At 76.7% G+C, this 20,507-nt stretch carries 18 protein-coding genes; 10 read left to right on the plus strand and 8 right to left on the minus strand.

The annotated features are described in order from the left end of the window. Window positions 1-14: 14 nt before the first annotated feature. On the minus strand, window positions 15-374 hold the full coding sequence (locus FB380_RS26065; protein ID WP_166756737.1) for a universal stress protein: 360 nt from the start codon (window positions 372-374) through the stop codon (window positions 15-17). Between the two features lie 287 nt (window positions 375-661). Between FB380_RS26065 and FB380_RS18160 the strand changes: the two genes are divergently transcribed. Next, the gene (locus tag FB380_RS18160; RefSeq protein WP_166756738.1) at window positions 662-3,121 is read left to right on the plus strand and encodes a phosphoketolase family protein; all 2,460 of its coding nucleotides are present in this window, start codon (window positions 662-664) and stop codon (window positions 3,119-3,121) included. Beyond that, complete coding sequence (locus tag FB380_RS18165; protein WP_166756739.1) at window positions 3,118-4,044, plus strand: universal stress protein; 927 nt, start codon at window positions 3,118-3,120, stop codon at window positions 4,042-4,044. The genes FB380_RS18160 and FB380_RS18165 overlap by 4 nt, the downstream gene beginning before the upstream one ends. Before the next feature lie 69 nt (window positions 4,045-4,113). On the opposite strand, the gene FB380_RS18170 is transcribed toward FB380_RS18165, so the two are convergent. Beyond that, a complete protein-coding gene (locus tag FB380_RS18170) occupies window positions 4,114-5,289 on the minus strand; it encodes an acetate kinase (protein WP_166756740.1) in 1,176 nt (391 codons plus the stop codon). A 235-nt stretch (window positions 5,290-5,524) separates the two neighbouring features. On the opposite strand from FB380_RS18170, the gene FB380_RS18175 reads away from it, so the two are divergent. The 3 genes from FB380_RS18175 (at window position 5,525) to FB380_RS18185 (ending at window position 9,463) form a co-directional block, all read left to right on the plus strand. After that, the gene (locus FB380_RS18175) at window positions 5,525-6,625 is read left to right on the plus strand and encodes an Acg family FMN-binding oxidoreductase (RefSeq protein ID WP_166756741.1); all 1,101 of its coding nucleotides are present in this window, start codon (window positions 5,525-5,527) and stop codon (window positions 6,623-6,625) included. Next, window positions 6,616-7,500: a universal stress protein gene (locus FB380_RS18180; RefSeq protein WP_166756742.1), complete on the plus strand. Its 885-nt coding sequence runs from the start codon at window positions 6,616-6,618 to the stop codon at window positions 7,498-7,500. Before FB380_RS18175 ends, FB380_RS18180 begins: the two co-directional genes overlap by 10 nt. 214 nt (window positions 7,501-7,714) lie before the next feature. Beyond that, on the plus strand, window positions 7,715-9,463 hold the full coding sequence (locus FB380_RS18185) for a GAF domain-containing sensor histidine kinase (RefSeq protein WP_166756743.1): 1,749 nt from the start codon (window positions 7,715-7,717) through the stop codon (window positions 9,461-9,463). Window positions 9,464-9,493: 30 nt separating this feature from the next. On the opposite strand, the gene FB380_RS18190 is transcribed toward FB380_RS18185, so the two are convergent. Next, window positions 9,494-10,177 carry a response regulator gene (locus FB380_RS18190; RefSeq protein WP_308423050.1) on the minus strand — a complete coding sequence of 228 codons (684 nt, stop codon included), beginning with the start codon at window positions 10,175-10,177 and terminating at the stop codon, window positions 9,494-9,496. Window positions 10,178-10,469: 292 nt separating this feature from the next. Here FB380_RS18190 and FB380_RS18195 point away from each other — a divergent pair, with 292 nt between their 5' ends. From FB380_RS18195 to FB380_RS18210, 4 genes are all read left to right on the plus strand, one after another. After that, entirely contained in the window at window positions 10,470-10,847 is a 378-nt protein-coding gene (locus FB380_RS18195; RefSeq protein ID WP_166756744.1) for a hypothetical protein, read from the plus strand. A gap of 282 nt (window positions 10,848-11,129) precedes the next feature. Then, window positions 11,130-11,399 (plus strand): DUF1876 domain-containing protein, encoded by a 270-nt coding sequence (locus FB380_RS18200; RefSeq protein ID WP_166756745.1) that lies wholly within the window; start codon window positions 11,130-11,132, stop codon window positions 11,397-11,399. A 72-nt stretch (window positions 11,400-11,471) separates the two neighbouring features. Beyond that, window positions 11,472-11,840 (plus strand): DUF5335 family protein, encoded by a 369-nt coding sequence (locus FB380_RS18205; protein WP_166756746.1) that lies wholly within the window; start codon window positions 11,472-11,474, stop codon window positions 11,838-11,840. 21 nt (window positions 11,841-11,861) lie between these two features. Continuing rightward, the gene (locus FB380_RS18210; RefSeq protein WP_208383680.1) at window positions 11,862-14,186 is read left to right on the plus strand and encodes a heavy metal translocating P-type ATPase; all 2,325 of its coding nucleotides are present in this window, start codon (window positions 11,862-11,864) and stop codon (window positions 14,184-14,186) included. 61 nt (window positions 14,187-14,247) lie between these two features. Here the strand turns inward: FB380_RS18210 and FB380_RS18215 are convergent, their stop codons facing one another. Next, window positions 14,248-14,625, minus strand: a complete 378-nt coding sequence (locus FB380_RS18215) for a nitroreductase/quinone reductase family protein (protein WP_166756747.1) — start codon at window positions 14,623-14,625, stop codon at window positions 14,248-14,250. A 23-nt stretch (window positions 14,626-14,648) separates the two neighbouring features. Continuing rightward, window positions 14,649-17,222, minus strand: coding sequence for an HAD-IC family P-type ATPase (locus FB380_RS18220; RefSeq protein WP_208383681.1), 2,574 nt, complete (start codon window positions 17,220-17,222; stop codon window positions 14,649-14,651). A gap of 341 nt (window positions 17,223-17,563) precedes the next feature. On the opposite strand from FB380_RS18220, the gene FB380_RS25600 reads away from it, so the two are divergent. Further along, on the plus strand, window positions 17,564-17,698 hold the full coding sequence (locus FB380_RS25600; RefSeq protein ID WP_268237760.1) for a hypothetical protein: 135 nt from the start codon (window positions 17,564-17,566) through the stop codon (window positions 17,696-17,698). A gap of 45 nt (window positions 17,699-17,743) precedes the next feature. Here the strand turns inward: FB380_RS25600 and FB380_RS18225 are convergent, their stop codons facing one another. The 3 genes from FB380_RS18225 to FB380_RS18235 form a co-directional block, all read right to left on the minus strand. After that, complete coding sequence (locus FB380_RS18225; protein ID WP_166756748.1) at window positions 17,744-18,178, minus strand: hypothetical protein; 435 nt, start codon at window positions 18,176-18,178, stop codon at window positions 17,744-17,746. 169 nt (window positions 18,179-18,347) lie between these two features. Beyond that, the gene (locus tag FB380_RS18230) at window positions 18,348-19,880 is read right to left on the minus strand and encodes an FAD-dependent monooxygenase (RefSeq protein ID WP_166756749.1); all 1,533 of its coding nucleotides are present in this window, start codon (window positions 19,878-19,880) and stop codon (window positions 18,348-18,350) included. Continuing rightward, window positions 19,877-20,446 carry a YdhR family protein gene (locus FB380_RS18235; protein ID WP_166756750.1) on the minus strand — a complete coding sequence of 190 codons (570 nt, stop codon included), beginning with the start codon at window positions 20,444-20,446 and terminating at the stop codon, window positions 19,877-19,879. Before FB380_RS18235 ends, FB380_RS18230 begins: the two co-directional genes overlap by 4 nt. Between the last annotated feature and the right edge of the window lie 61 nt (window positions 20,447-20,507).

Here is a 20,507-nt window from a genome sequence, read left to right on the forward strand (position 1 = left end):
GCTGACCCGCCCGGTCAGCGTCCGAGGTGGTGCTGGCCGAGCACCAGCACGTCGGCGTCCTCCGAGAGTGCGGTGAGCACGGCGGCCACCGGGCCGGTGACGAGCTGCACCTGGGTACGGCCACGGACGCCCGTCTCCTCCACCACGTCCCGTACCCGGGCGACCAGCTCGGCCTCGAGGTCGGCCCGCTCCTGCTCGGGGCCGCCGTCCCAGACGGTCACCGCCAGCACCGTCCCGTCGCGCCGGTCCGCCTCGCGCAGCGCCCAGAGCAACGCACCACGGCTCTCGCTCGTCGGCCCCACCCCGACGACCAGCCAGGGTCGGCGGGCACCGGTCAGGTCCGGAGCGGCTGAGGGAGCGGCGTCGGGGTCCACCGGCCCAGTGCAGCTGCCGGTCCCGGCAGCGACCAGGGCCGCTGGTCCCGCAGATCGGCGACCGGAGCGCCTTGCGTCGGGGTGCCGGCCGGGACACCGTCGCCGGACCCGACCGCGGCGAGCCCGGTGCGGCCGACGACCAGCGGCGGGGACGCGAGCCGCATCCGGCCCCGGCGACCCGGGCGAGAGCGGTAGGGCTCGGCGATCGGGGACCAAAGCCCCCGGACCGGTCACCCTGCCCTCCCGCACGATCGACCTGAGCCGCCGACACCAGGGAGACCCGCCGCATGACCACGATCGAGGCCGGCGCACTGCCGCCGGTCACCGACGCGTACACGCCGGACGAACTGGCGCTCGACCTGCGCTGGTGGGCGGCCGCGAACTACCTCACGGCCGCCCAGATCTACCTGCGGGACAACCCGCTGCTGCGCGAGCCGCTGCGGCCCGAGCACATCAAGCCCCGGCTGCTCGGCCACTGGGGCACCAGCCCGGGGCTGACCATGCTCCACACGCTGCTCAACCGGCTGATCCGCCGCACCGGCAGCCAGGTGCTGATGGTGACCGGCCCGGGTCACGGCGGACCGGCGGTGCTCGCCGGTGCCTACCTGGACGGCACGTACAGCGAGGTCCACCCTGCGGTCTCCCCCGACCTCGCCGGCCTGCACCGTCTCGTCCGGCAGTTCTCCACGCCCGGCGGGGTCAGCAGCCATGCCGGCGTGCACATCCCCGGCAGCATCCACGAGGGCGGTGAGCTCGGCTACGCGCTGCTGCACGCCGCCGGTGCGGCCTTCGACGACCCCGACCTCCTCGTCGCCTGCGTCGTCGGGGACGGCGAGGCCGAGACCGGACCGCTCGCCGCGTCCTGGCGGCTGCCGGCCTTCCTCAGCCCCGAGCGGGACGGCGCCGTGCTGCCGGTCCTGCACCTCAACGGCTACAAGATCTCCGGGCCGACGGTCCTCGGCCGCACCTCCGACGAGGACGTCTGCGCGTTCCTCGCCAGCCAGGGCTGGGCGCCGGTCGTCGTCGCCGGGGACGAGCCGGCCGACGTCTTCCGGCGCCTCGACGCCGCGCTGGCGGAGGCCCAGGCGACCATCTCCGACGTCCAGCGCCGGGCCCGGGCCGGGATGGACGTCCGACCGGTCGCCTGGCCGGCGATCGTGCTGCGCACCCCGAAGGGCTGGACCGGCCCGGAGACCGTGGACGGCGTCCCGGTCGAGGGCACCCAGCGGTCGCACCAGGTGCCGCTGGCCCACGTCCGGGACGACGCCGCGCACCGCGCCCAGTTGTCGGAGTGGCTGCGCTCCTACCGCCCGGACGAGGCGTTCGACGCCGACGGCCGGCTGGTCCCCGAGCTGGCCGCGCTCAGCCCGCGCGGGGACCTGCGGATGTCCGCCTCACCGCGGGCGGGGGGTCCACGCTTCCGGGTGCGGCCGCTCCCACTGCCCGACCTGGCCGACTACGCACTCCCCGTGACCACCCCCGGGGTCCTCCGGCACGAGACCACCCGGCCGCTCGGCGAGCTGCTGCGGGACGTCCTCGTCCGCACCAGCCGGGCCGACGGCGGCGGGGACTTCCGGCTCTTCTCCCCCGACGAGACCGCCAGCAACCGGCTCGGCGCCGTCTTCGAGGCCACCGGCCGGTGCACCCAGCTGCCCGTGCGGCCCGGCGACGACCACCTCGGCCCGCAGGGGCGGGTCCTGGAGGTGCTCAGCGAGCACCTGTGCGAGGGCTGGCTCGAGGGCTACACCCTCACCGGCCGGCACGGGCTCTTCGCCACCTACGAGGCGTTCGCGATGGTCGCCGCGTCGATGGTGGTCCAGCACGCCAAGTGGTTGCAGATGGCCGCCACCGAACCGGGCCGCAGCCCGGTCCCCTCGCTCAACGTGCTGCTGACCAGCACCTGCTGGCGCAACGACCACAACGGCTTCTCCCACCAGGGCCCCGGGCTGATCGACACGGTCGCGCCGCTGGCCCCCGACGTCACCCGCATCTGGTTCCCGCCCGATGCCAACTGCACGCTGGTCGTCGCCGAGCGGTGCCTGTCCGGCCGCGACCAGGTCAACCTGGTCGTCGTCGACAAGCAGCAGCACCTGCAGTACCTGGACCTCGACCAGGCCCGGACCCACGTCGCCGCCGGTGGTTCGGTCTGGGAGTGGGCCGGCACCGAGGACCCCGTCCGGGCCCGGACCGAGGACCCGGACGTCGTGCTGGCCGCGGCCGGCGACGTGCCCACCATGGAGGTGCTCGCCGCGGCGCAGCTGCTCCGGGAGCACGTGCCGCACCTGCGGGTCCGGGTGGTCAACGTCGTCGACCTGATGGGCCTGCTCCCGCCCGGGGAACACCCGGCGGCCTTCACGGCCGAGCGGTTCGCCGACCTGTTCACCGACGACGTCGACGTCGTGTTCGCCTTCCACGGCCACCCGCGGGCGGTCCACCCGCTGCTGCACGGCCGCCCCGACGTCGACCGCTTCCACGTCCGGGGCTTCACCGAGCACGGCAGCACCACCACCCCCTTCGACATGGTGGTGCTCAACCGCATGAGCCGCTACCACCTGGTCCTGGAGGCACTGCGCCGCTCGCGCCGGGTGCCCGAGGGCGGGGACCGGCTCGCCCGGCTCTGCCAGGACCAGCTCGACCGGCACCGGGCCCACGTCGTCGAGGCGCTCGAGGACCTCCCGGAGGTCCGGAGCTGGACCTGGACCGACCGGACCTCCCCCGACCGCCTCCCCTCCCAGGAGAACCGATGACCAGCCACACACCGTCCGTCGTCGCCGGAGTCGACGGTTCCGAACCGGCTGCCGCGGCAGCGCGCGCCGCAGCTCGCGAGGCCGACCGCCGCAGGCTGCCGCTCCGGCTGGTGCGCGCCTTCTCCTGGCCCGCCGGCGAGCTGGCCGGGCTGCCCGACTCCTTCGACGCCTGCGCCGCCTCGCGTCGGTCGGCGAACGCCGACCTGGACCGGCTGCGCCGCAACCTGGCCGGCCTGCTCCCCGAGTGGGCGATCAGTGCCGAGCTGCTCGACGGCCCCGCCGCGACGGTGCTGTGCCGCACCACGCGGGCGGGCGACCTGCTGGTGCTGGGTGCCAGCGGCGCGACCTGGGGCAGCGGCGGCGGCCTGGGCTCGGTCGCCGAGGCGGTCGCCGCCACCGCGTCCTGCCCGGTGCTGGTGCACCGGGACCCCAACCCCCTGCAGCGCTGCCGCGGGGTCGTGGTGGGCCTGGACGGAGCCGCGGGCAGCGCCGAGGTGCTCGCCGCGGCCGCCACCGAGGCGCAGCTGCGGGGCGAGCCGCTCACCGTGGTGCACGCCTGGCGGCAGCTGACCGAGGACGCCGTCCACGCCCTCCACTGGCGGTTGGACGACGCGGCGAGCCGCACGGCCGAGACCGCGGCCGTCGAACCGCTGGTCACCGAACTGCAGAACCGGCGTCCCGACGTGCCGGTCCAGGTGGTGGTGCAGGAGGGCCGTGCCGGACAGGTCCTGGTGCAGGCCGCCCAGAGCGCCGCCCTCGTGGTCGTCGGCCGCCGCGACGTCTCCGCCGGCGGCCCCGGCGCCACGGTCCACTCCGTCCTGCACCGGGTGGGGGTCCCCGTGCTGACGGTGCCGGTCCACACACCGGTCGCGCCGGCCGTGCGCCGGGCCGCGGCGTCGGTCGCGGGGCAACCCGGGAGCTGACCAGGTCCGTCCGCGCCGTGCGCAGGGGGGCGGGTCCGTGCTCCCGGCGGCGTGGTGGGTCCGCGACCGTCACCGGGGCCGCGCCACCGGCGCGGCCCCGTCCGGTCCGGCGGCGTCCCCCCGGAGCACCGCCCGGGCCAGCCGGTCCATCACCGCTTCCTCGTCGACGTGCTCGACCACGACGCGCACACCGCTCGCCGCCAACTGCGCGGCCGGCGGTCCCGGGTGCCCGGCGGCGCCCTGCCGCAGCGACAGCAAACGGGCGCAGACCAGGTCCCGGACGACCGCCGATCCGGCGCCGATGCCGCCGGTGAAGACGACCGCGTCCCAGCGGTCGAGGGCGGTCACCGCAGCGGCGACGGCCATGGCCACGTCCCGGACGAACACCCGCAGCGCCAGGTCGGCGCTCGCATCGGCCGCGCGAAGCAGCTCGCGCACGTCGGTGCGGCCCCCGGACAGCCCGGCCACCCCGGAGCGCTGGTTGAGCGTGCGGCGCACGGCGTCGACGTCCCCACCGGTGGCCTCCAGGAGCTGCAGCACGACCTCGGGGTCCAGGTCCCCGCTGCGGGTGAGCGAGGGGACGCCGCCGGCCGGGCTGATCGCCATCGTGGTGTGCCGGGGACGGCCGTCGGCCACCGCGGTGACGCTGCACCCGCTGCCCAGGTGGACGACGACCGCAGGACCGAGGTCCGGGAGCCGGTCGACGACGCTCTGCACCGCCAGGCCGTGGAAGCCCCACCGCCGGAGACCGGAGGCACGTGCGTCCGGCGGCAGCGGGAGGACCTCGGCCTCGTCCGGCAGCTGCCGGTGGAAGCCGCTGTCCGGGCAGAGCACGATGCGGGCCCCGGGCCAACACCGCCGTGCCCGGTCGACGACGTCGAGCTGGCGGGGCAGGTGCAGCGGCGCCCGGTGGGACTCCGCCCGCAACCGGGCGAGCAGGGCGCCGTCGGCCGGACGCGGGCCCACCAGCAGGTCGCTGCCCAGGACGATCCGGTGGACGACCACGTCCGGCTGCGGTGCCCGGGAGGCCAACGCCCCGGCCAACGCCGGGAGGGCGGAGTCCCAGCCGTCCGGCAGGGCGATCCGCTCCCGCCCCCCACCGGGCCCGTCCAGCGCCAGCTCACCCGCCGCCCGGCTCAGCTCCGCCGCGTGCGCGCGCACCCTCAGCTCCGGGACCCGCAGGGCTGCCCGGAGCGACGACGAGCCCACGTTGAGCGCGAGGACGACCGGCCGGGCGGGTTCCACCACTGCGCTCCTCGCCTGACCACTGGGCACCCCGCGGATCGGCCGCGACGGGGACGACGCGCGCAGTCTGCCCGCGTGCCGGGGCGTGCTGAAGGGTCGAAGGACCCGCCGCCGACGCACGGACCCGTCGGGGCCGGCGCTCGGGCCCTAGGTCCTGCCCGGCGGTGACCCGCGACCCCGGGCGGAGCGGCCGGCGTCGACCGACGCTGGGGGGCACCGAACCGATGGAGGTCCGATGTCGACCCAGACCAGCCGGACGTCGCCCCCCGGAGCGCAGCCCGTCGGGCCGGCTGCTCCCGAGCTCGAGGTGGACGAACGCATGCGGGCCCTCGAGGACGCCGCGGACGCCGCCCTGCTGGCGCCGTCGGTGCACGGCAGCCAGCCCTGGCTGATCGTGCTGCACCGGGACCGGCTGGAGCTGCGCGCGGACCGCACCCGGCAACTGCCGTCGCTGGACCCGAGCGGGCGGGAGCTCCTGCAGAGCCTCGGGGCGGCGCTGTTCAACGTGCGGGTGGCCCTGGCGGCGCGGGGCTGGGCGGTCGAGACCGACCGCCTCCCCCGGCCGGACGACCCTGACGTCGCCGCCGTGGTGCGCCCGGTGCCCGGCGCGCCCGAACCCCGCCTCCCGGTGCTGGCCGACGCTCTCCACCTGCGCCGGACCCACCGTGCGGGCTTCCTCGCCGAGGAGGTGCCCGACGAGCTGCTGCACCACCTCCGCGCGGCCGCCGCCGCGGAGGACGGCGCCCTGGTGACCGTGCGGTCCGAGGAGCGGCGCAGGCTCGTCGCAGAGCTCACCCGGGAGGCCGACGCCGTCCTGGCCGGCGACCCCGGCTGCCGCGCCGACCTGGCGAGGTGGCGGGCACAGGGGCGGGTCCCCCCGCCGGCCGGCCAGGTCGACGGGTCGCGCCGGCGGACGGTCGACAGCGACTCCGGGGAGGACCGGACGTTCGTCCTGCTCACCTCGCGTGCCGACGACCCGATGGCGTGGCTGCGCTCCGGCGAGGCGCTGGAACGGGTGCTCCTGGAGCTCACCCGCCTCGGCTGGGCCGCCAGCCCGCTGACCCAGGCGCTCGAGGTGCCGATGACCCGCGCCCGGCTCCGTTCCGGTGCGACCTGGGAGTCCCACCCGCAGATGCTGCTGCGCATCGGGTTCGCCGAACCACACCCCGACATCAGGCGCAGACACCGGGACGACGTCGTCTCCTCCTGCACGCGGGGCCGGCCGGCCCGGGTCCGCGACCAGGACGGTCGCCTCACGCGGGGGCACGACTCGACGAGGGACCGGGGCGCCCCCGTCCCGGTGTCCGACGGCCGCGGGGGGACGACGTGGACCTGACCGGGCGTTTCCCGCCGGTCGTCGTCGGCGTCGACGGCTCTCCCCTGGCGGAGGTGGCGGCCCGCACCGGGGTCGAGATCGCACGCCGGCGCCTGCTGCCGGTGCGCCTCGTGCGGGCCTTCGACTGGCCGACCCGGACCCCGACCGCACCGGCCGTGTCGCGACCGGCCGGCCGGGAGGCGGCCCGACAGGCGGCATCCGCAGGTCTCGGCCGCCTGCGGGACGTGCTGGCGGGTGAGCACCCCGGAGTGCGGGTCAGCGCGGCCGTCGTCGACGGCCCCGCTGTCACCGTGCTGGTGGCCGAGTCGCTGAGGGCGACCCTGCTGGTGCTCGGTGCCCGCGGGGACGGGCGGCTCGCGGAGGTGCTGGGCCCGGTGCGGGCGGCGGTGTTCCGCCGGTCCGTCAGCCCGGTCCTGTCCGCGGCCGCCACCGTGCGCCGGGACGGCAGCGCCCCCGTGGTCGTGGGCGTTGACAGCGACGATGATGCCGCGACGAGGCACCTGCTCTCCGCGGCGCTGCTGGAGGCGGCCACGCGCAGCAGTGACCTGGTCGTGGCGGACCTGCGTCGGTCCACTCCCGGGGACCGGCCGGCCGGTGTGGACCTGTCGGTGGCCTGCCGCGGACTGCAGAGCACCTGCCCGGCCGTCCGGGTGCGCCTGGAGGAGCGAGCTGCCGACTCCCCCCAGCGGCTGCTCGACGCCGGTCGGGACGCCCAGCTGCTGGTCGTCGGCCGGGGGTCGCGGGACGAGCCGCTGCCCGGGCCGCTGCGCTCCGTGCTGGCCCAGTCCGTCGTCCCGGTGCTGCTGGTGCCGCCGGCCGGCGACGTCCACGAGCGCGGGACCGTTCGCGCCCTCGCGCTGCCCGCCCGGTCCTGACCCGCCACCCGCGGCCGGCGGACCCGCTGCCGCGGGCTGCCGGCGACCAGCCGTCGTCGGCGGTCGGCTCCCGGCCCTGACGACGGGCGCCCGGCACCGGGTGGACCCGGGGACGGGACCCGGGCGGCGCCGCCGGCCCGGGCCGTCGAGGTGGCCCAGATCGCGCGAGTCGGGGGGTGTTCGGCAGCCTGCCCGGCTGGGATCGTGGGTGGCGATGACCACCTCGGACAGGGCATCCGGACTCCCCGGGGGCGACGGCCGCCCCGACGACTCCTCGCCCCTCGCTGCCATGCGGCTCACCGAGCTGCTCGACGAGGTCCAGGAGCGCCTGGCCGCCGTGGCGCGCACCCAGGCGCGGGTGCAGGACCTCCTGGACGCCTTCCTGAGCGTCTCCGCCGGCCTGGACCTCGACACCACGCTGCGCCAGATCGTCGCGGCGGCCGCCCGGCTGGTCGACGCCCGGTACGGAGCGCTGGGCGTCCTGCGGCCCGAGGGAGGTCTCGGCGCCTTCATCACGGTCGGGATCGACGACGAGCTGCGCGCCGCCATGGGCCACCTCCCGGAGGGCAAGGGCCTCCTGGGGCAGCTGATCACCGACCCGAGGCCGCTCCGGCTCGCCGATCTGAGCGAGCACGCTGCCTCCGTCGGCTTCCCGGCCCACCACCCGCCGATGCGGACCTTCCTCGGGGTGCCCGTCCTCGTGCGCGGGACCGTGTTCGGCAACCTGTACATGACGGAGAAGCGGGACGGCGGCCAGTTCACCGCCGAGGACTCGGCGGTGCTCGAGGCCCTGGCCGGGGCCGCCGGCGTCGCCGTGGACAACGCCCGGCTCTACCGGGAGGGCGAGGTCCGCCGCCGCTGGCTCGCGGCCGTGGGAGAGGTCCGGTCCAACGTCCTGAGCGGGATGGCGCCGGCGACGGTCCTCCACCTGGTCGTGGAACGGGTCGCCGAGCTCGTGGACGCCGACGGCGTCTGGCTGATGTCCGGGCCGGACCCGCGGGACGGCACCTACGAGGTGCAGGCGCAGCACGGGGACGGGCTCGTCGACGTCACCGGTCGCCGGCTCGACCCGGTCGACGCCCCGGCGCTGAAGGCGGTGGTCGATGCCGAGACGGCGGTGACCCTCGACATGACCGGCATGGACTACACCGGCCCGAACGCGCACATCGCCTGGGGGCCGGCCATCGGCGTCCCGCTGCGCAGCACCGACGCGCAGGCCGCGGTCATCGTCGCCGCGCGACGGGGTGGCAGCGACGCCTTCGACCGGGCCACGGCCCCGCTGATCAGCGAGTTCGCCGACCAGGTCGCGCTCGCCCTGGACATGGCGGTCCGGCAGCAGGTCGCCCGGCGGCTCGACGTGTACGAGGACCGCGACCGGATCGCCCGGGACATGCACGACCACGTCATCCAGCGCCTGTTCGCCGCCGGCCTGAGCCTGCAGGCGGTCGCCACCCGGGTGCGCGACGAGGCCCTCCAGCAGCGGCTGCGGCTGGTGGTGGACCAGCTCGACGAGACCGTCCGGGACATCCGCACCACGATCTTCGACCTGCACACCACCGACAGCGCCGACCACGCCGGCGGCCTCCGGCGTCAGGTCCTCGACATCGTCACGGCCTCCGCGGGCGACCTGCGCTCCACCGTGCGGATGTCCGGAGCCGTGGACAGCCTGGTCACCGGCGAGCTGGCCGTGGACGTCGCTGCGGTCGTCCGGGAGGGCGTGAGCAACGCCGCGCGGCACTCCGGCGCGCGGCAGGTCACCGTCACCGTCGACGTCACCGACCAGGTCGTCGTCGAGGTCCGGGACGACGGGCGGGGCATCGCGGCCACCGTGGCGCGCAGTGGGCTGCGGAACCTGACCGAGCGCGCGCAGCGGTGGGGTGGCGCCACGACCGTGCGGCCGTTGCCCGAGGGCGGCACGTCGCTGTCCTGGCACGCACCCCTGCCGGTGCACCAGGAGGGCTGACCCGGCGTCCTCCCGGGTCTGTCGTCGTGCTCAGCCGCGGGCCGACGGTGTGCCGGTGCCGCGCAGCTCGGTGGCGAGGATGGCCGCCTGGGTCCGCCGCTCGAGACCGAGCTTGGCGAGCAGGTGGGAGACGTAGTTCTTCACCGTCTTCTCCGCGAGGAACATCCGCTCGCCGATCTGCCGGTTGGTCAGCCCTTCCCCGATCAGCTCGAGGACCGTGCGCTCCTGGTCGCTCAGCTTGGACAGCGGGCCGGCCGGCTCGGTGGGCCGGCGCATCCGCGCCAGCACCGCTGCGGTGGCGGTCGGGTCGAGGAGCGACCCGCCGGCGGCCACCGTCCGGACGGCGCTGACCAGGTCCTGCCCGAGGATCTGCTTGAGCAGGTAGCCGGAGGCGCCGGCCATGATGGCGTCGAAGAGCGCCTCGTCGTCGCTGTAGCTGGTCAGCATCAGGACCTTGAGGTCGGGCATCCTCGAGCGCAGCTCGCGGCAGACGGAGACGCCGTCCCCGTCGGGCAGGCGCACGTCCAGGACGGCGACGTCCGGGCGCAGCGCCGGCACCCGCGCCAGCGCCTCGGCCGCGTTCTTCCCCTCCCCGACGACGCGCACGGCGGGATCGGTCTCCAGGACCTCGGCGACGCCCCGGCGGACGATCTCGTGGTCGTCCAGGAGGAAGACCCGGATCTCCGTCCCTGCGTCCTGGTCGGTGGTGGTCACCGGGGCACCCCGCCTCCCGGCTGCCCCGACGGGCAGCGACGTCGTCGTCCTGCACCGACAGTAGGGGCCGCCCCGCGCCGCCGGATCAGGGTCGAAGGTCCCGATCCCCGCCTGCCCGCGCCGGACCGACGAGGGACGCCGGGCGCGGCCGCGTCCCGGTGGACCGATGACCTAGGGCACCGCCGGCCACGGTCGTCCGACGGGTCGTCCCGGGTCGTTGGGCAGCGGTGCCGGCCGCACCTCCCGGTCAGGGTGGACACGTCGGAACCCGCTCCCCTGTGAGGTGAGACCCATGCGCGCGACCCCCCGCAACATCGCCGCGACCGTGCTCGTCGCGTTGATCGTGGTGCCCTACATCGGCTACCTCGTCGCCGACGAGATGCCGTTCATCCAGGACCCGCGCGGCATGGCCGCCACCGGCCTGGTCCTCGGCCTCGCCGCCGCACTGGTCGCCGGCCGCGACGCGTTCGCGCCCGGACCACGACACCGGGCCGCGCTCGCCGCGGGCGTGGTCGCCCTCGGGCTCGGGATCGCCGCGCTGTGGGCCGAGACCGACGAGACCCTGCTGGCGCTGTTCATGGCAGCCGTCGTGGTGACGTGGGCCCTGGGCGAGCTCGCCGCCCTGCCCACCGGGCACCGCGACCAGCGGCTCGTCGACCGGCACAGCTGACGGGCCGACGATCCCCCTGGGCAGGGCACGTCACCGGACGGCGGACCCGCGTCGCAGGCCACCGGGCTCCGGACGCGGGGCGCCGTCCGCCCCGGTGGCGTGCGGGCCGCCGTCGGGCTCGACGGCCGGCCGTGAAGCCCGGTCGAGCGGGCCCGCCAGGGGCCCGGGACAGGACGGGGACGCCGGGTCGATGGTCCCGGGACCCGCAGCCCTTCGACCGCGTCGGGCGGGCCCACCACGACCGCAGAGTGGACCCCCACCGCCCCGAGCGAGGAGACCGACGTGGACGCCACCAAGACCTGGACCCTCCGGATCGACATCGGGGAACACGACGGGCGCACCCGTGCCGTGGCCCACCTGCGCACCCGGGACACCGACGAGCTGGTCGGCGTGGGCTTCGCCCGGCTGGACCCCGCGGACCCGGACGTCCCGGAGATCGGGGACGAGATCGCCGTCGCGCGTGCCCTCGACGACCTCGGCCGCCGGTTGCTGGCGGTGGCCACCGCGGACCTCGAGCAGGTCACGGGCCAGCCGGCGCACCTGGTGATGTGAGCAGCCGGCGACGGGCACGGTCCGGCACGCCGCACCGTGCCCCCCGGACGACCCCCTGACTGGAGGACGAGCATGACCACGACCTCAGCCGTGGAGCGCAGCGCCTGGCCCGAGCTGACCAACCGGCTCAGCGCCGACCACGCGGGACACGACGTGACCCTCGAGGTGCTGGACGCCGACGGCGGTGACAACCCGGTGGTGGACCGTCTGCCGTTCCACGGCATCACCTACGACCACCGGGACGACGTGCTGGTCATCTCGGTCGGCGGGAGGCCGCCGCACCACCCGGTGGTGATGCGCCATCTGGTCCAGTCGCCGCAGGAGGTGCTCTTCGACCTCCTCCCCCGGGGAGCGGCACTGAAGATCACCGATGCCGCTGGGACGACGACGCTGGTGAGCCTGCTGCGCCGGCCGGAGGGCCAGAGCGGCCGAGGCAGCTGACCGGCGGTGGCGGAGGAGCGCGTGTCCGAGGTGGCCACGTCCCGCCACCGGAACGCGGCGGTGAGCTGGCGCCGGTGGGTCGAACCCGCGCTGCTGGCCCTCACGTCGGGTCTGCTGTCGGCCGGTGGCGTCGCCTGGGTGGCCGGCGGCGGACGCTGGGACGACGTGCTGTGGGCCGCGGCGACCGTGGTCGCCGTCGTGCCGTCGGCGGTGTGGGTGGTGGCCGGCCTCCTGCGCCGCGATCTCGGGGTGGACCTGCTCGCCCTGCTGGCCCTGCTGGGGACGCTGGCGGTCGGCGAGCACCTGGCCGGTGCGTTGATCGCGGTCATGCTGGCGACCGGCCGGGCCCTGGACGCGGCCGCGCAGCGACGGGCCACCCGGGACCTGCGGGCGCTGCTGGAGCGGGCGCCGAGGACGGCGCGCCGCCGGGTCGGCGACGTCCTGTCCGAGGTGCCCGTCGACGAGGTGGTCCGCGGCGACCGCGTGCTGGTGGGGCCGGGTGAGGTCCTCCCGGTCGACGGGACGGTCGAGTCCGGTCACGCGGTGCTGGACGAGTCGGCCCTGACCGGGGAGCCCGAGCTGGCGGAGCGGGCAGCCGGGGACGCCGTCCGCAGCGGCACCGTGAACGCCGGCGGCGCCTTCGAGCTGCGCTGCACGCTGCCGGCGGCCGAGAGCACCTACGCCGGGATCGTGGCCCTGGTCCAGCAGGCCGGCGCCGACAGTGCGCCGGTGGTCCGGCTGGCCGACCGCCTGGCCGCCTGGTTCCTGCCCCTCGCCCTGGCCGTCGCGGGGCTGGCCTGGGCGGTCAGCGGGGCGCCGGAGCGGGCCGTGGCCGTGCTCGTGGTCGCCACCCCGTGCCCGCTGCTGCTCGCTGCCCCCGTGGCGATCGTCTCCGGTCTCTCCCGCACCTCACGGCTGGGCGTCGTGATCCGGAGCGGCGGCGCGCTGGAGGAGCTCGGGCGGGCGAGGACGATCGTGCTGGACAAGACCGGGACGCTGACCGCCGGCCGGCCGGCCGTCACCGAGGTGGTGACCGCGCCGGGCTGGACGGCGCCGGACGTGCTGCGGCTGGCGGCCTCGGCCGACCAGCTCTCCCCGCACGTGCTCGCCGAGGCCGTCGTCGCCGAGGCCGGGGCGCGCGGGCTCGCCCTGACCCTGCCCCGGGACGTGCACGAGGAGCCCGGCCGCGGCGTCACCGCCGCCGTCGGGGGCCGGCGTGTGCGGGTCGGCAAGCGGGAGGACACCCCGGGCGCGGGCTGGGCACGGGCGGCGGTGGGCCGCGCCGCGCTGGACGGCTGCGCCCTCGTCTGGGTCGAGGTCGACGGCGCGCCGGTCGGGGCGGTCCTGCTGTCCGATCCGCTGCGGGCCGACGCCGCCCGGACCATGCGCCGGCTGCGCTCGGCCGGGATCGACCGGCTGGTCATGCTCACCGGGGACCGGCCCGAACCGGCGCAGGAGGTCGGTGCCGTGCTCGGCCTGGACGAGGTGCGTGCCCAGCAGACGCCGCAGAGCAAGGTCGCCGCCGTCCGCGCCGAGCGGGAGCGGGCGGTGACCGTCATGGTCGGCGACGGCCTGAACGACGCCCCGGCGCTGGCCGCGGCCACGGTGGGGGTGGCGATGGGCGCCCGGGGCGCGACGGCGTCCTCGGAGGCCGCCGACGTCGTCCTCACCACCGACCGGATCGACCGGGTCGCCGATGCCATGGAGATCGCCCGGTACGCCCGCCGGGTCGCCGTGCAGAGCGCGGCCGCCGGCATGGGCCTGTCCCTGGTGGCGATGGCGCTGGCCGCCGTGGGCCTGCTGTCGCCTGCCTTCGGGGCCCTGCTGCAGGAGGGGATCGACGTCGCGGTCATCCTCAACGCACTCCGGGCGCTGCGCGGGGGGCAGGTCGGCGGCCGGCCCGTGCCGCCGGCCACCCGCACGCTGCTGCGCCGTTTCGCCACCGAGCAGGACGACCTGCACCAGCTGCTCCCGCTGGTGCGGGAGGCCGCCGACGCGTTGGTCGAGGGCCCGTTCCCCCAGGCCGTCGAGGCGCTGCACCGGGCCCGGACGGGGCTGGTGGAGCGACTGGTGCCCCACGAGGAGGCCGAGGAGACCGAGCTCTACCCGGCCCTGGCCCGCACGCTGGGCTCCGGGGAGGCGGTGGCGCCGATGAGCAGGGCGCACGCCGAGATCGGCCGGCTCACCCGCCGGTTGCAGATCCACCTCGATGCGCTCTCCGGGGCCACCGCCATCGACCCCGAGCGCCGGGAGGACCTCCTGGCCTGCCTCTACGGCCTGCACGCCCTGCTGCAACTGCACTTCCTCCAGGAGGAGGAGAGCTACTTCGCGCTCGCCGCCGAGTAGCCACCCGCCGCCGAGCAGCCACCCGCCCACCGCTGGGGGCCGGGCCGACCGTCGTGGCCGCTCAGCCCGCCGCGCGCGGGGCCAGCACGACGACCGGGCTCCCCACCGGGACGTGCACCCGCGGGAAGGTCCGCTGGTAGGCCACCAGGGCCTCGGGGTACCCGGCATCCGCCGGCGCGAGCCGGCGCGCACTCCGGCGCTGCTCGCCCCCCGCGACGCGCACGAGCACGTCGGTCGGCTCCGGCCCGAAGTTCCGCCACCACGTCTTGCCGTCGGCGCCCGCGGCCACGACGACCAGGTCCTCCCCGGCCGGCGCCGTCATGACCGGGAGCTCGTACCGACGCCCGGTGCGACGACCCGCGTAGGACAGCAGCACCAGGTGCCGGCCGAGCAACCGGTGCGCACGGCCGTGCCCCAGCGCGCGGACGACCGGGTTCACCAGGCGGTTCCTGACCCACATCCTCAGCACTCCCCTGCTCGTCGGGCCGCCGTCCCGGCCGGGTCGGGCCGGCCGTCGGCGGTGACGACCTCGTGCGCGCCGGAGGTGGTCACCGCCGTCCCCCCGCGGACCCGCTGCCGGCGAGCGGGGACCGCCTCCCCCGGCGCGGTCGACGAGGGCACGCAGCGGTGGACGACCTCGACGAGGAGCGCACCGGTCACCCCGACCGCCAGCCCGATGCCCAACGACGGCGCGGTCACCTCGAGCAGGACGAGGGACCGGGCGACGTCCGGGACGGCGACGGAGAGCACCGCCACGGCGGTCATCGCCGTGAGCAGGCCGGCCTTGGCGGTGGTGAGCGGGCGGGCCAGGATGCCCAGCGTCCACAGCGCCACGACCAGGACCACGACGGTCGCCGCCGTCCGTGCACCGGCCGTGCCCGTGTCGGGCACCAGCCAGCGGGTGACCGCGAACCCCGCGTAGGCCGTGCACCCGATGACGGCTCCGGTGGGCAGGGAGAAGGTCAGCACCCGACGGAGGAAGCCCGGCACGTAGCGCCGCCGGTTGGGGGCCAGCGCCAGGACGAAGCCGGGCACACCGATCGTCAGCGTGGAGATCAGGGTGAGCTGGACGGGGGCGAACGGGTAGGCGCCCAGGGTCGCGACGGCGATCAGTGCCAGCACCAGCGAGTACACGTTCTTCACCAGGAACAGGCTGGCCGCGCGCTCGATGTTCGCGATCACCCGCCGTCCCTCGGCGACCGCCTCGGGCAGGTGTGCGAACCGGCCGTCGAGCAGCACCAGCTGCGCCACGGCCCGGGTGGCCGGCGAGCCGTTGCCCATCGCCACCCCGATGTCGGCGTCCTTGAGGGCCAGGGCGTCGTTGACGCCGTCCCCGGTCATCGCCACCACGTGCCCGCGCTCCTGCAGGGCGGCGACCATCGCCCGCTTCTGGTGCGGGGTCACCCGGCCGAACGCGCTGCGGTCCTCCATGACCTGGGCCAGCGCGGCCACGTCCTCGGGCAGGGTGCGGGCATCGACGGCGTCGGCTGCGCCGGTCACCCCCGGGACACCGACCGCGGCGGCCACGGCCCCCACGGTCCGTGGGTTGTCCCCGGAGACCACCTTCAGCGCCACGCCCTGGTCGGTGAAGTACCGGAGGACCTCGGCGGCGTCCTCGCGGAGGTGCTCGACCAGGACCACGAGCGCGACGGGCACCAGGTCCGGCGGCAGCCGGGCCTCCCCGGCGTCCGCGGGCCACGGTGCCGGCGACCGGGCCAGCAGCAGCACCCGGCGTCCCTGGGCCGCCAGGTCGTCGGCCCGGGCCCGCGCTGCCTGCTGGGCGCCCGGGCCCGGGGCGGGCAGCACCATCTCCGGGGCCCCCAGCGCCCAGGTCACCGCATCCGCGGTCCGGACGGCGGACCACTTCCGGGCCGAGGAGAACGGCACGACGTCCAGCGGCCGCGGCCCCGGAGCGGGGAAGGCGGCGGCGAGTGCGGCGGCGGTCGCGTTGGCCGGGTCCGCGGCCACGAGCACGCCCACGGCCGCCGGTGCCTCCTCGGCGGCGGGGTCCAGCGCGATCAGCTCGTCGAAGCGCACGTCACCGTGGGTCAGGGTCCCGGTCTTGTCCAGGCAGACGACGTCCACCCGGGCCAGCCCCTCGACGGCGGGCAGCTCCTGCACCAGCGTCTGGCGGCGGGCCAGGGTCACGGCGCCCACGCCGAAGGCGAGCGTGGTCAGCAGCACCAGGCCCTCGGGGATCATCCCGACCAGCGCCGCGACCGTGCCGGTGACGGCGTCCTGCCAGCTCACGTTGTCCGTCGCACGGAACTGGCTCCACAGCACCGCCGGGCCGACGACCAGCAGGACGAGGGAGATCCAGCGGAGCAACCGGCCGGTCGCGGTGACCAGCTCCGAGTGCGCGGTGGTGAAGCGGCGGGCGTCGGTGGCCAGCCGGGCTGCGTAGGAGTCGTCGCCCACCGCCGTGGCCTGGACGACCCCGTGGCCGGCGACGACGATCGACCCCGACATGGCCGGGTCGCCGACCTGCTTGACCACCGGCTCGGACTCCCCGGTGAGCAGGGACTCGTCGATCGTCAGCCCGGTGCACCGGCGGACGACGCCGTCGGCCGCCAGCTGGTCACCGGCGGTGACGCACAGCAGGTCGTCGAGCACCACGTCGGCCACCGGGACGTCGGACTCGGCCGAGTCGCGCAGCACCCGGGCCCGGGGGGCGTTGAGCACCGCCAGCCGGTCCAGCGTCCGCTTGGCCCGCAGCTCCTGGACGATGCCGATCGCCGCGTTGGCGAGGACCACCCCGCCGAAGAGGCCGTTCTGCCACCGGCCCGTCATGGCGACGAGCACGAAGAGCACGGCGAGCAGCCCGTTGAAGAAGGTGAGGACGTTCGTCCGGACGATCTCGACGACCGTCCGGCTGTTCCGCGCGGTGGTGGCGTTGGTCTGGCCGGCCGCGACCCGGGCGGCGACGTCGGGAGCCGACAGCCCGGCCGGTGGCGTGTCCGGCCGGGTGCACCCGGTCCGCTCCCGCTGCGGTCCCCCGGACGGACGACCGGGGACGTCGCTCACCACCGCCGCCACGGGTCCACGCTCGGGCACCCGCCCGGTGCCGGCCAGGGTCGGACGTCCCGCCCCCGGTCGCGCACTGTCCTTGCCGATACCCCCGGGGGTATCTATGCTGGCATCGCGGGCAGCTCGCCGCCGGTCCCCGGCGCTGAGCGGACCGCGCCGGCCCCGGGACCGGCGTCCGCTGTGGACCGGCCCCCCGACGAACGGTCCCGAGCCGACCCGGCTGTCACCGGCGGGGACCCCCTGCCTCCCGGTGGCAGCCGGCCCGGGCACCGCGACCGGGCGACCTCGCCCGGAGCCCCCCTGACGAAGGAGACCCCATGTGCCGAGCAGTCGCCTGCCGGACCTGCGGCATGACCACCTGGGCAGGCTGCGGCCAGCACGTCGACCAGGTGATGGCCGGTGTGCCGGCCGCCCAGCAGTGCCCCGGGCATCCCCGGCCCGAGCGTCCCGCCGGACGGGTCGGCCGCTGGCTCGGCCGCCGGTGAGCCGGCGCTGACGCTCCCGGCCGTCGGACGGGTGGACCTGCTGGATCAGCGCCTCGCCACCTGCCTCATCCGGAACAGGCTGACCAGGAGGGCGAGGACGCCCAGACAGGCCCCGACCAGCCCGACGACGAAGACCACCCGCAGCACCGTCTCCCAGGTGTCCGAGACGTCGAACGGGAAGACCTGCCAGAGCCGCACCATCGCCGCCAGGCCGACCAGGGTGGTGACCAGCGAGCCGGCCGCGGTCGGCCACGGCGGGTCGCGGAACAGCAGCAGCAGGTTCACCACGATGCCCACGACCAGGGCGGCGTCCACGATGCCGAGCACCGACCGGGTGTCCGCCGTGAGGAAGGTGAACTCCTGCCAGCCCGGCCAGACGTGCAGGACGAGCAGTCCCGCCGCGTTCACCAGCACCACGCCGAGGTAGCCGATCCGGTTCGTCCGTCCCTGCGCCAGCAGTGCCTGTCCTGTCTGGGTCACGGTGCCCTCCCGGGTCGGCTCGTCCGTCGTCGTGCCCCGCCGACGCCAGGAGGCCGGGCCACGCCGCCGACGCTAGGAGGCCGGGCCGCACCGCCGCCCGGGCCGCACGTCCCGCCGCGCGGGGCCGGAGTGCCCGAGCTGTCGCCGACCCGCTGCGCACGTCCGCGCGTCAGCGACCGGCAGCACCGGCTGCCGCCAGCCACCAGCCCAGCTCGGCGTCGACCGCCCCGCTGACGAAGCCGGCATGGCCGTCGGGACGGACCGCGACGACGCCGCGGCCGGGACTGCTGGTCAGCCGGTGCACGTGCAGGAACCGGCCGGTCACCGACGGATCGGGGGCGTCCCGGTCGAGCAGGACGTGCACCCCGGGCCGGGCGAGGAGCTCGTGCAGCCGCACCTCCCGGCCCTGGCAGGTCACCGGCGCGTCGGGCACCCGGTCCCCCGGGTGCGGCCGGCCGGCCCGCGGGGTGCTCCCCTCCCGCGCCAGCGGTCCCCCGGGGTACCCGGTGTCCAGCTGAGCCAGCACCCGGAACCCCCGCGCCACCAGCCGGCGCCGGGCGAGCACCCACGGCAGCAGCGGCGCGGCGAGCGGCGCCAGCGTCCCCCGCAGGGTCGCCGCGACCGGGTCGGTCGCCGACTCGCCCCAGAAGAGCAGCCGGGTGAGCAGCAGCGTCGAGGTCGCGACCGGGCGGCGTTCGGCCGCGTAGGAGGCCAGCAGCTCCTCGGGGGCGCTGCTGGCGGCCGCTGCGGCGAGCCGCCAGCCCAGTGCGGTGGCGTCCTGGACGCCGGTGTTCATCCCCTGCCCACCGGCCGGGGACCAGGCGTGCGCGGCGTCCCCGGCGAGGAACAGCCGGCCGGCGCGGTACGCGGTCGCGAGCCGGTGCTGCAGGGCGATGCGGCTGGACCAGGCCACGTCGGTGACCCGGGCGGGCAGCCCGGCGACGTCGAGCAGCTCCTGCAGCTCGTCCGCGGGGAGCGCGGGCCCGCCGACCCCCGCAGGGAGCCGGTCCGGCGCCGTCCGGGTGGCGACCAACCGCCACGGCGCCCCCTCACCCAGCGCGAAGGCCATCAGCAGACCCCGCCGACCGGCACCGACGTGGGCGGCACCTGCGGTGAGCTCCCCGGCCAGGTCGACGTCCGCCAGCACGACCTCGACGCGGGCCCGGGCACCGGGCCAGCCGATGCCGGCGACCGCCCGCACCGTGCTGCCGACGCCGTCGCACCCGGCGAGCGCAGCGCAGTGCACGACCTCCTCGCCGCCGTTCCGGCGCACCACCGCGGCGACGTCCTCCGGGCCGTCGTCTGCGGCCACGAGCTGCGTCGACCACTCCACCTGCACGCCGCGGTCGGCCAGGGCAGCGGCCAGCACCCGCTCGACGTGCTGCTGGGGCAGGAAGGTCAGGTGCGGGAACGCCGTGTCGGGCACGGCCAGGTCGCCCAGCCGGACCGGCACCGCCGACCGGCCCAGGTGCAGCTCCACGGACGGCGCGGTGTCGGCCTCGGCGAGCAGGTCGGCGGTGACCCCCAGCGGCCGGAGCACCTCCAGGCTGCGGGCGTGCACGATCAGGGCCCGGGACGGCCGGGCGGCCCGGGCGCGGCCGTCCACGACCCGGACCCGGGCGCCGTGCGCCGCCGCCTGCAGCGCGAGGGCCAGCCCGGTCGGCCCGGCACCGACGACCAGCACGTCCAGCGACCGGCTCATCCCGCACCGACGAGCCGCCACCAGTCCGCGCTGCCCCCGCGGTCGGCGGCCACCAGCACCGTCGGGTCGGCCAGCGCCTGTGCCCGGCGCAGCCCCGGGACGACGCGGTGGTGGACCGATCCGGGCACGCTGACCAACGCGAGCACCCGCCGCAGCGACCGGACGTAGGCCTCAGCCCGGTCGGGCCCGTCCCACTCGTACACCCCCCGGTAGACACCGTGCTCGTCCGCGGCGACCCAGAGCTTGGACACCAGTCCGGGGAAGCCGGCGAACAGGGGGGTGTTCAGCAGGCTCTCGGCGCGGAACAGGGCGTGCCCCCGGGCGCCCCGGACCGCCCGCAGGCGGAACTCGACGACCAGCAGGCACGGGTCGGCAGGCGCCAACCGGTCGACCCGGGTCTCCCGGTACACGGTGCCGGTCGTGCCGTCGGCGAACCGCAGCCGCAGGCCGACGTGGCGCCGCGGCAACCGGAGCCGCCGCTGCGCCAGCAGCATGCCGGTGCGGAGCACACAGCGGGCCAGCGCGGCTCCGGCCTCGGCGAACGGTGCGGGTGACTGCTCCTCCACGGGGTGCCTCCTCCGGTGCGTGGGCGTTCCCCCACCGTGGCCGCCGAGCGGGTCCCGGGCC

Origin of the sequence: Modestobacter marinus (assembly GCF_011758655.1) — a bacterium.
Classification (GTDB): domain Bacteria; phylum Actinomycetota; class Actinomycetes; order Mycobacteriales; family Geodermatophilaceae; genus Modestobacter; species Modestobacter marinus.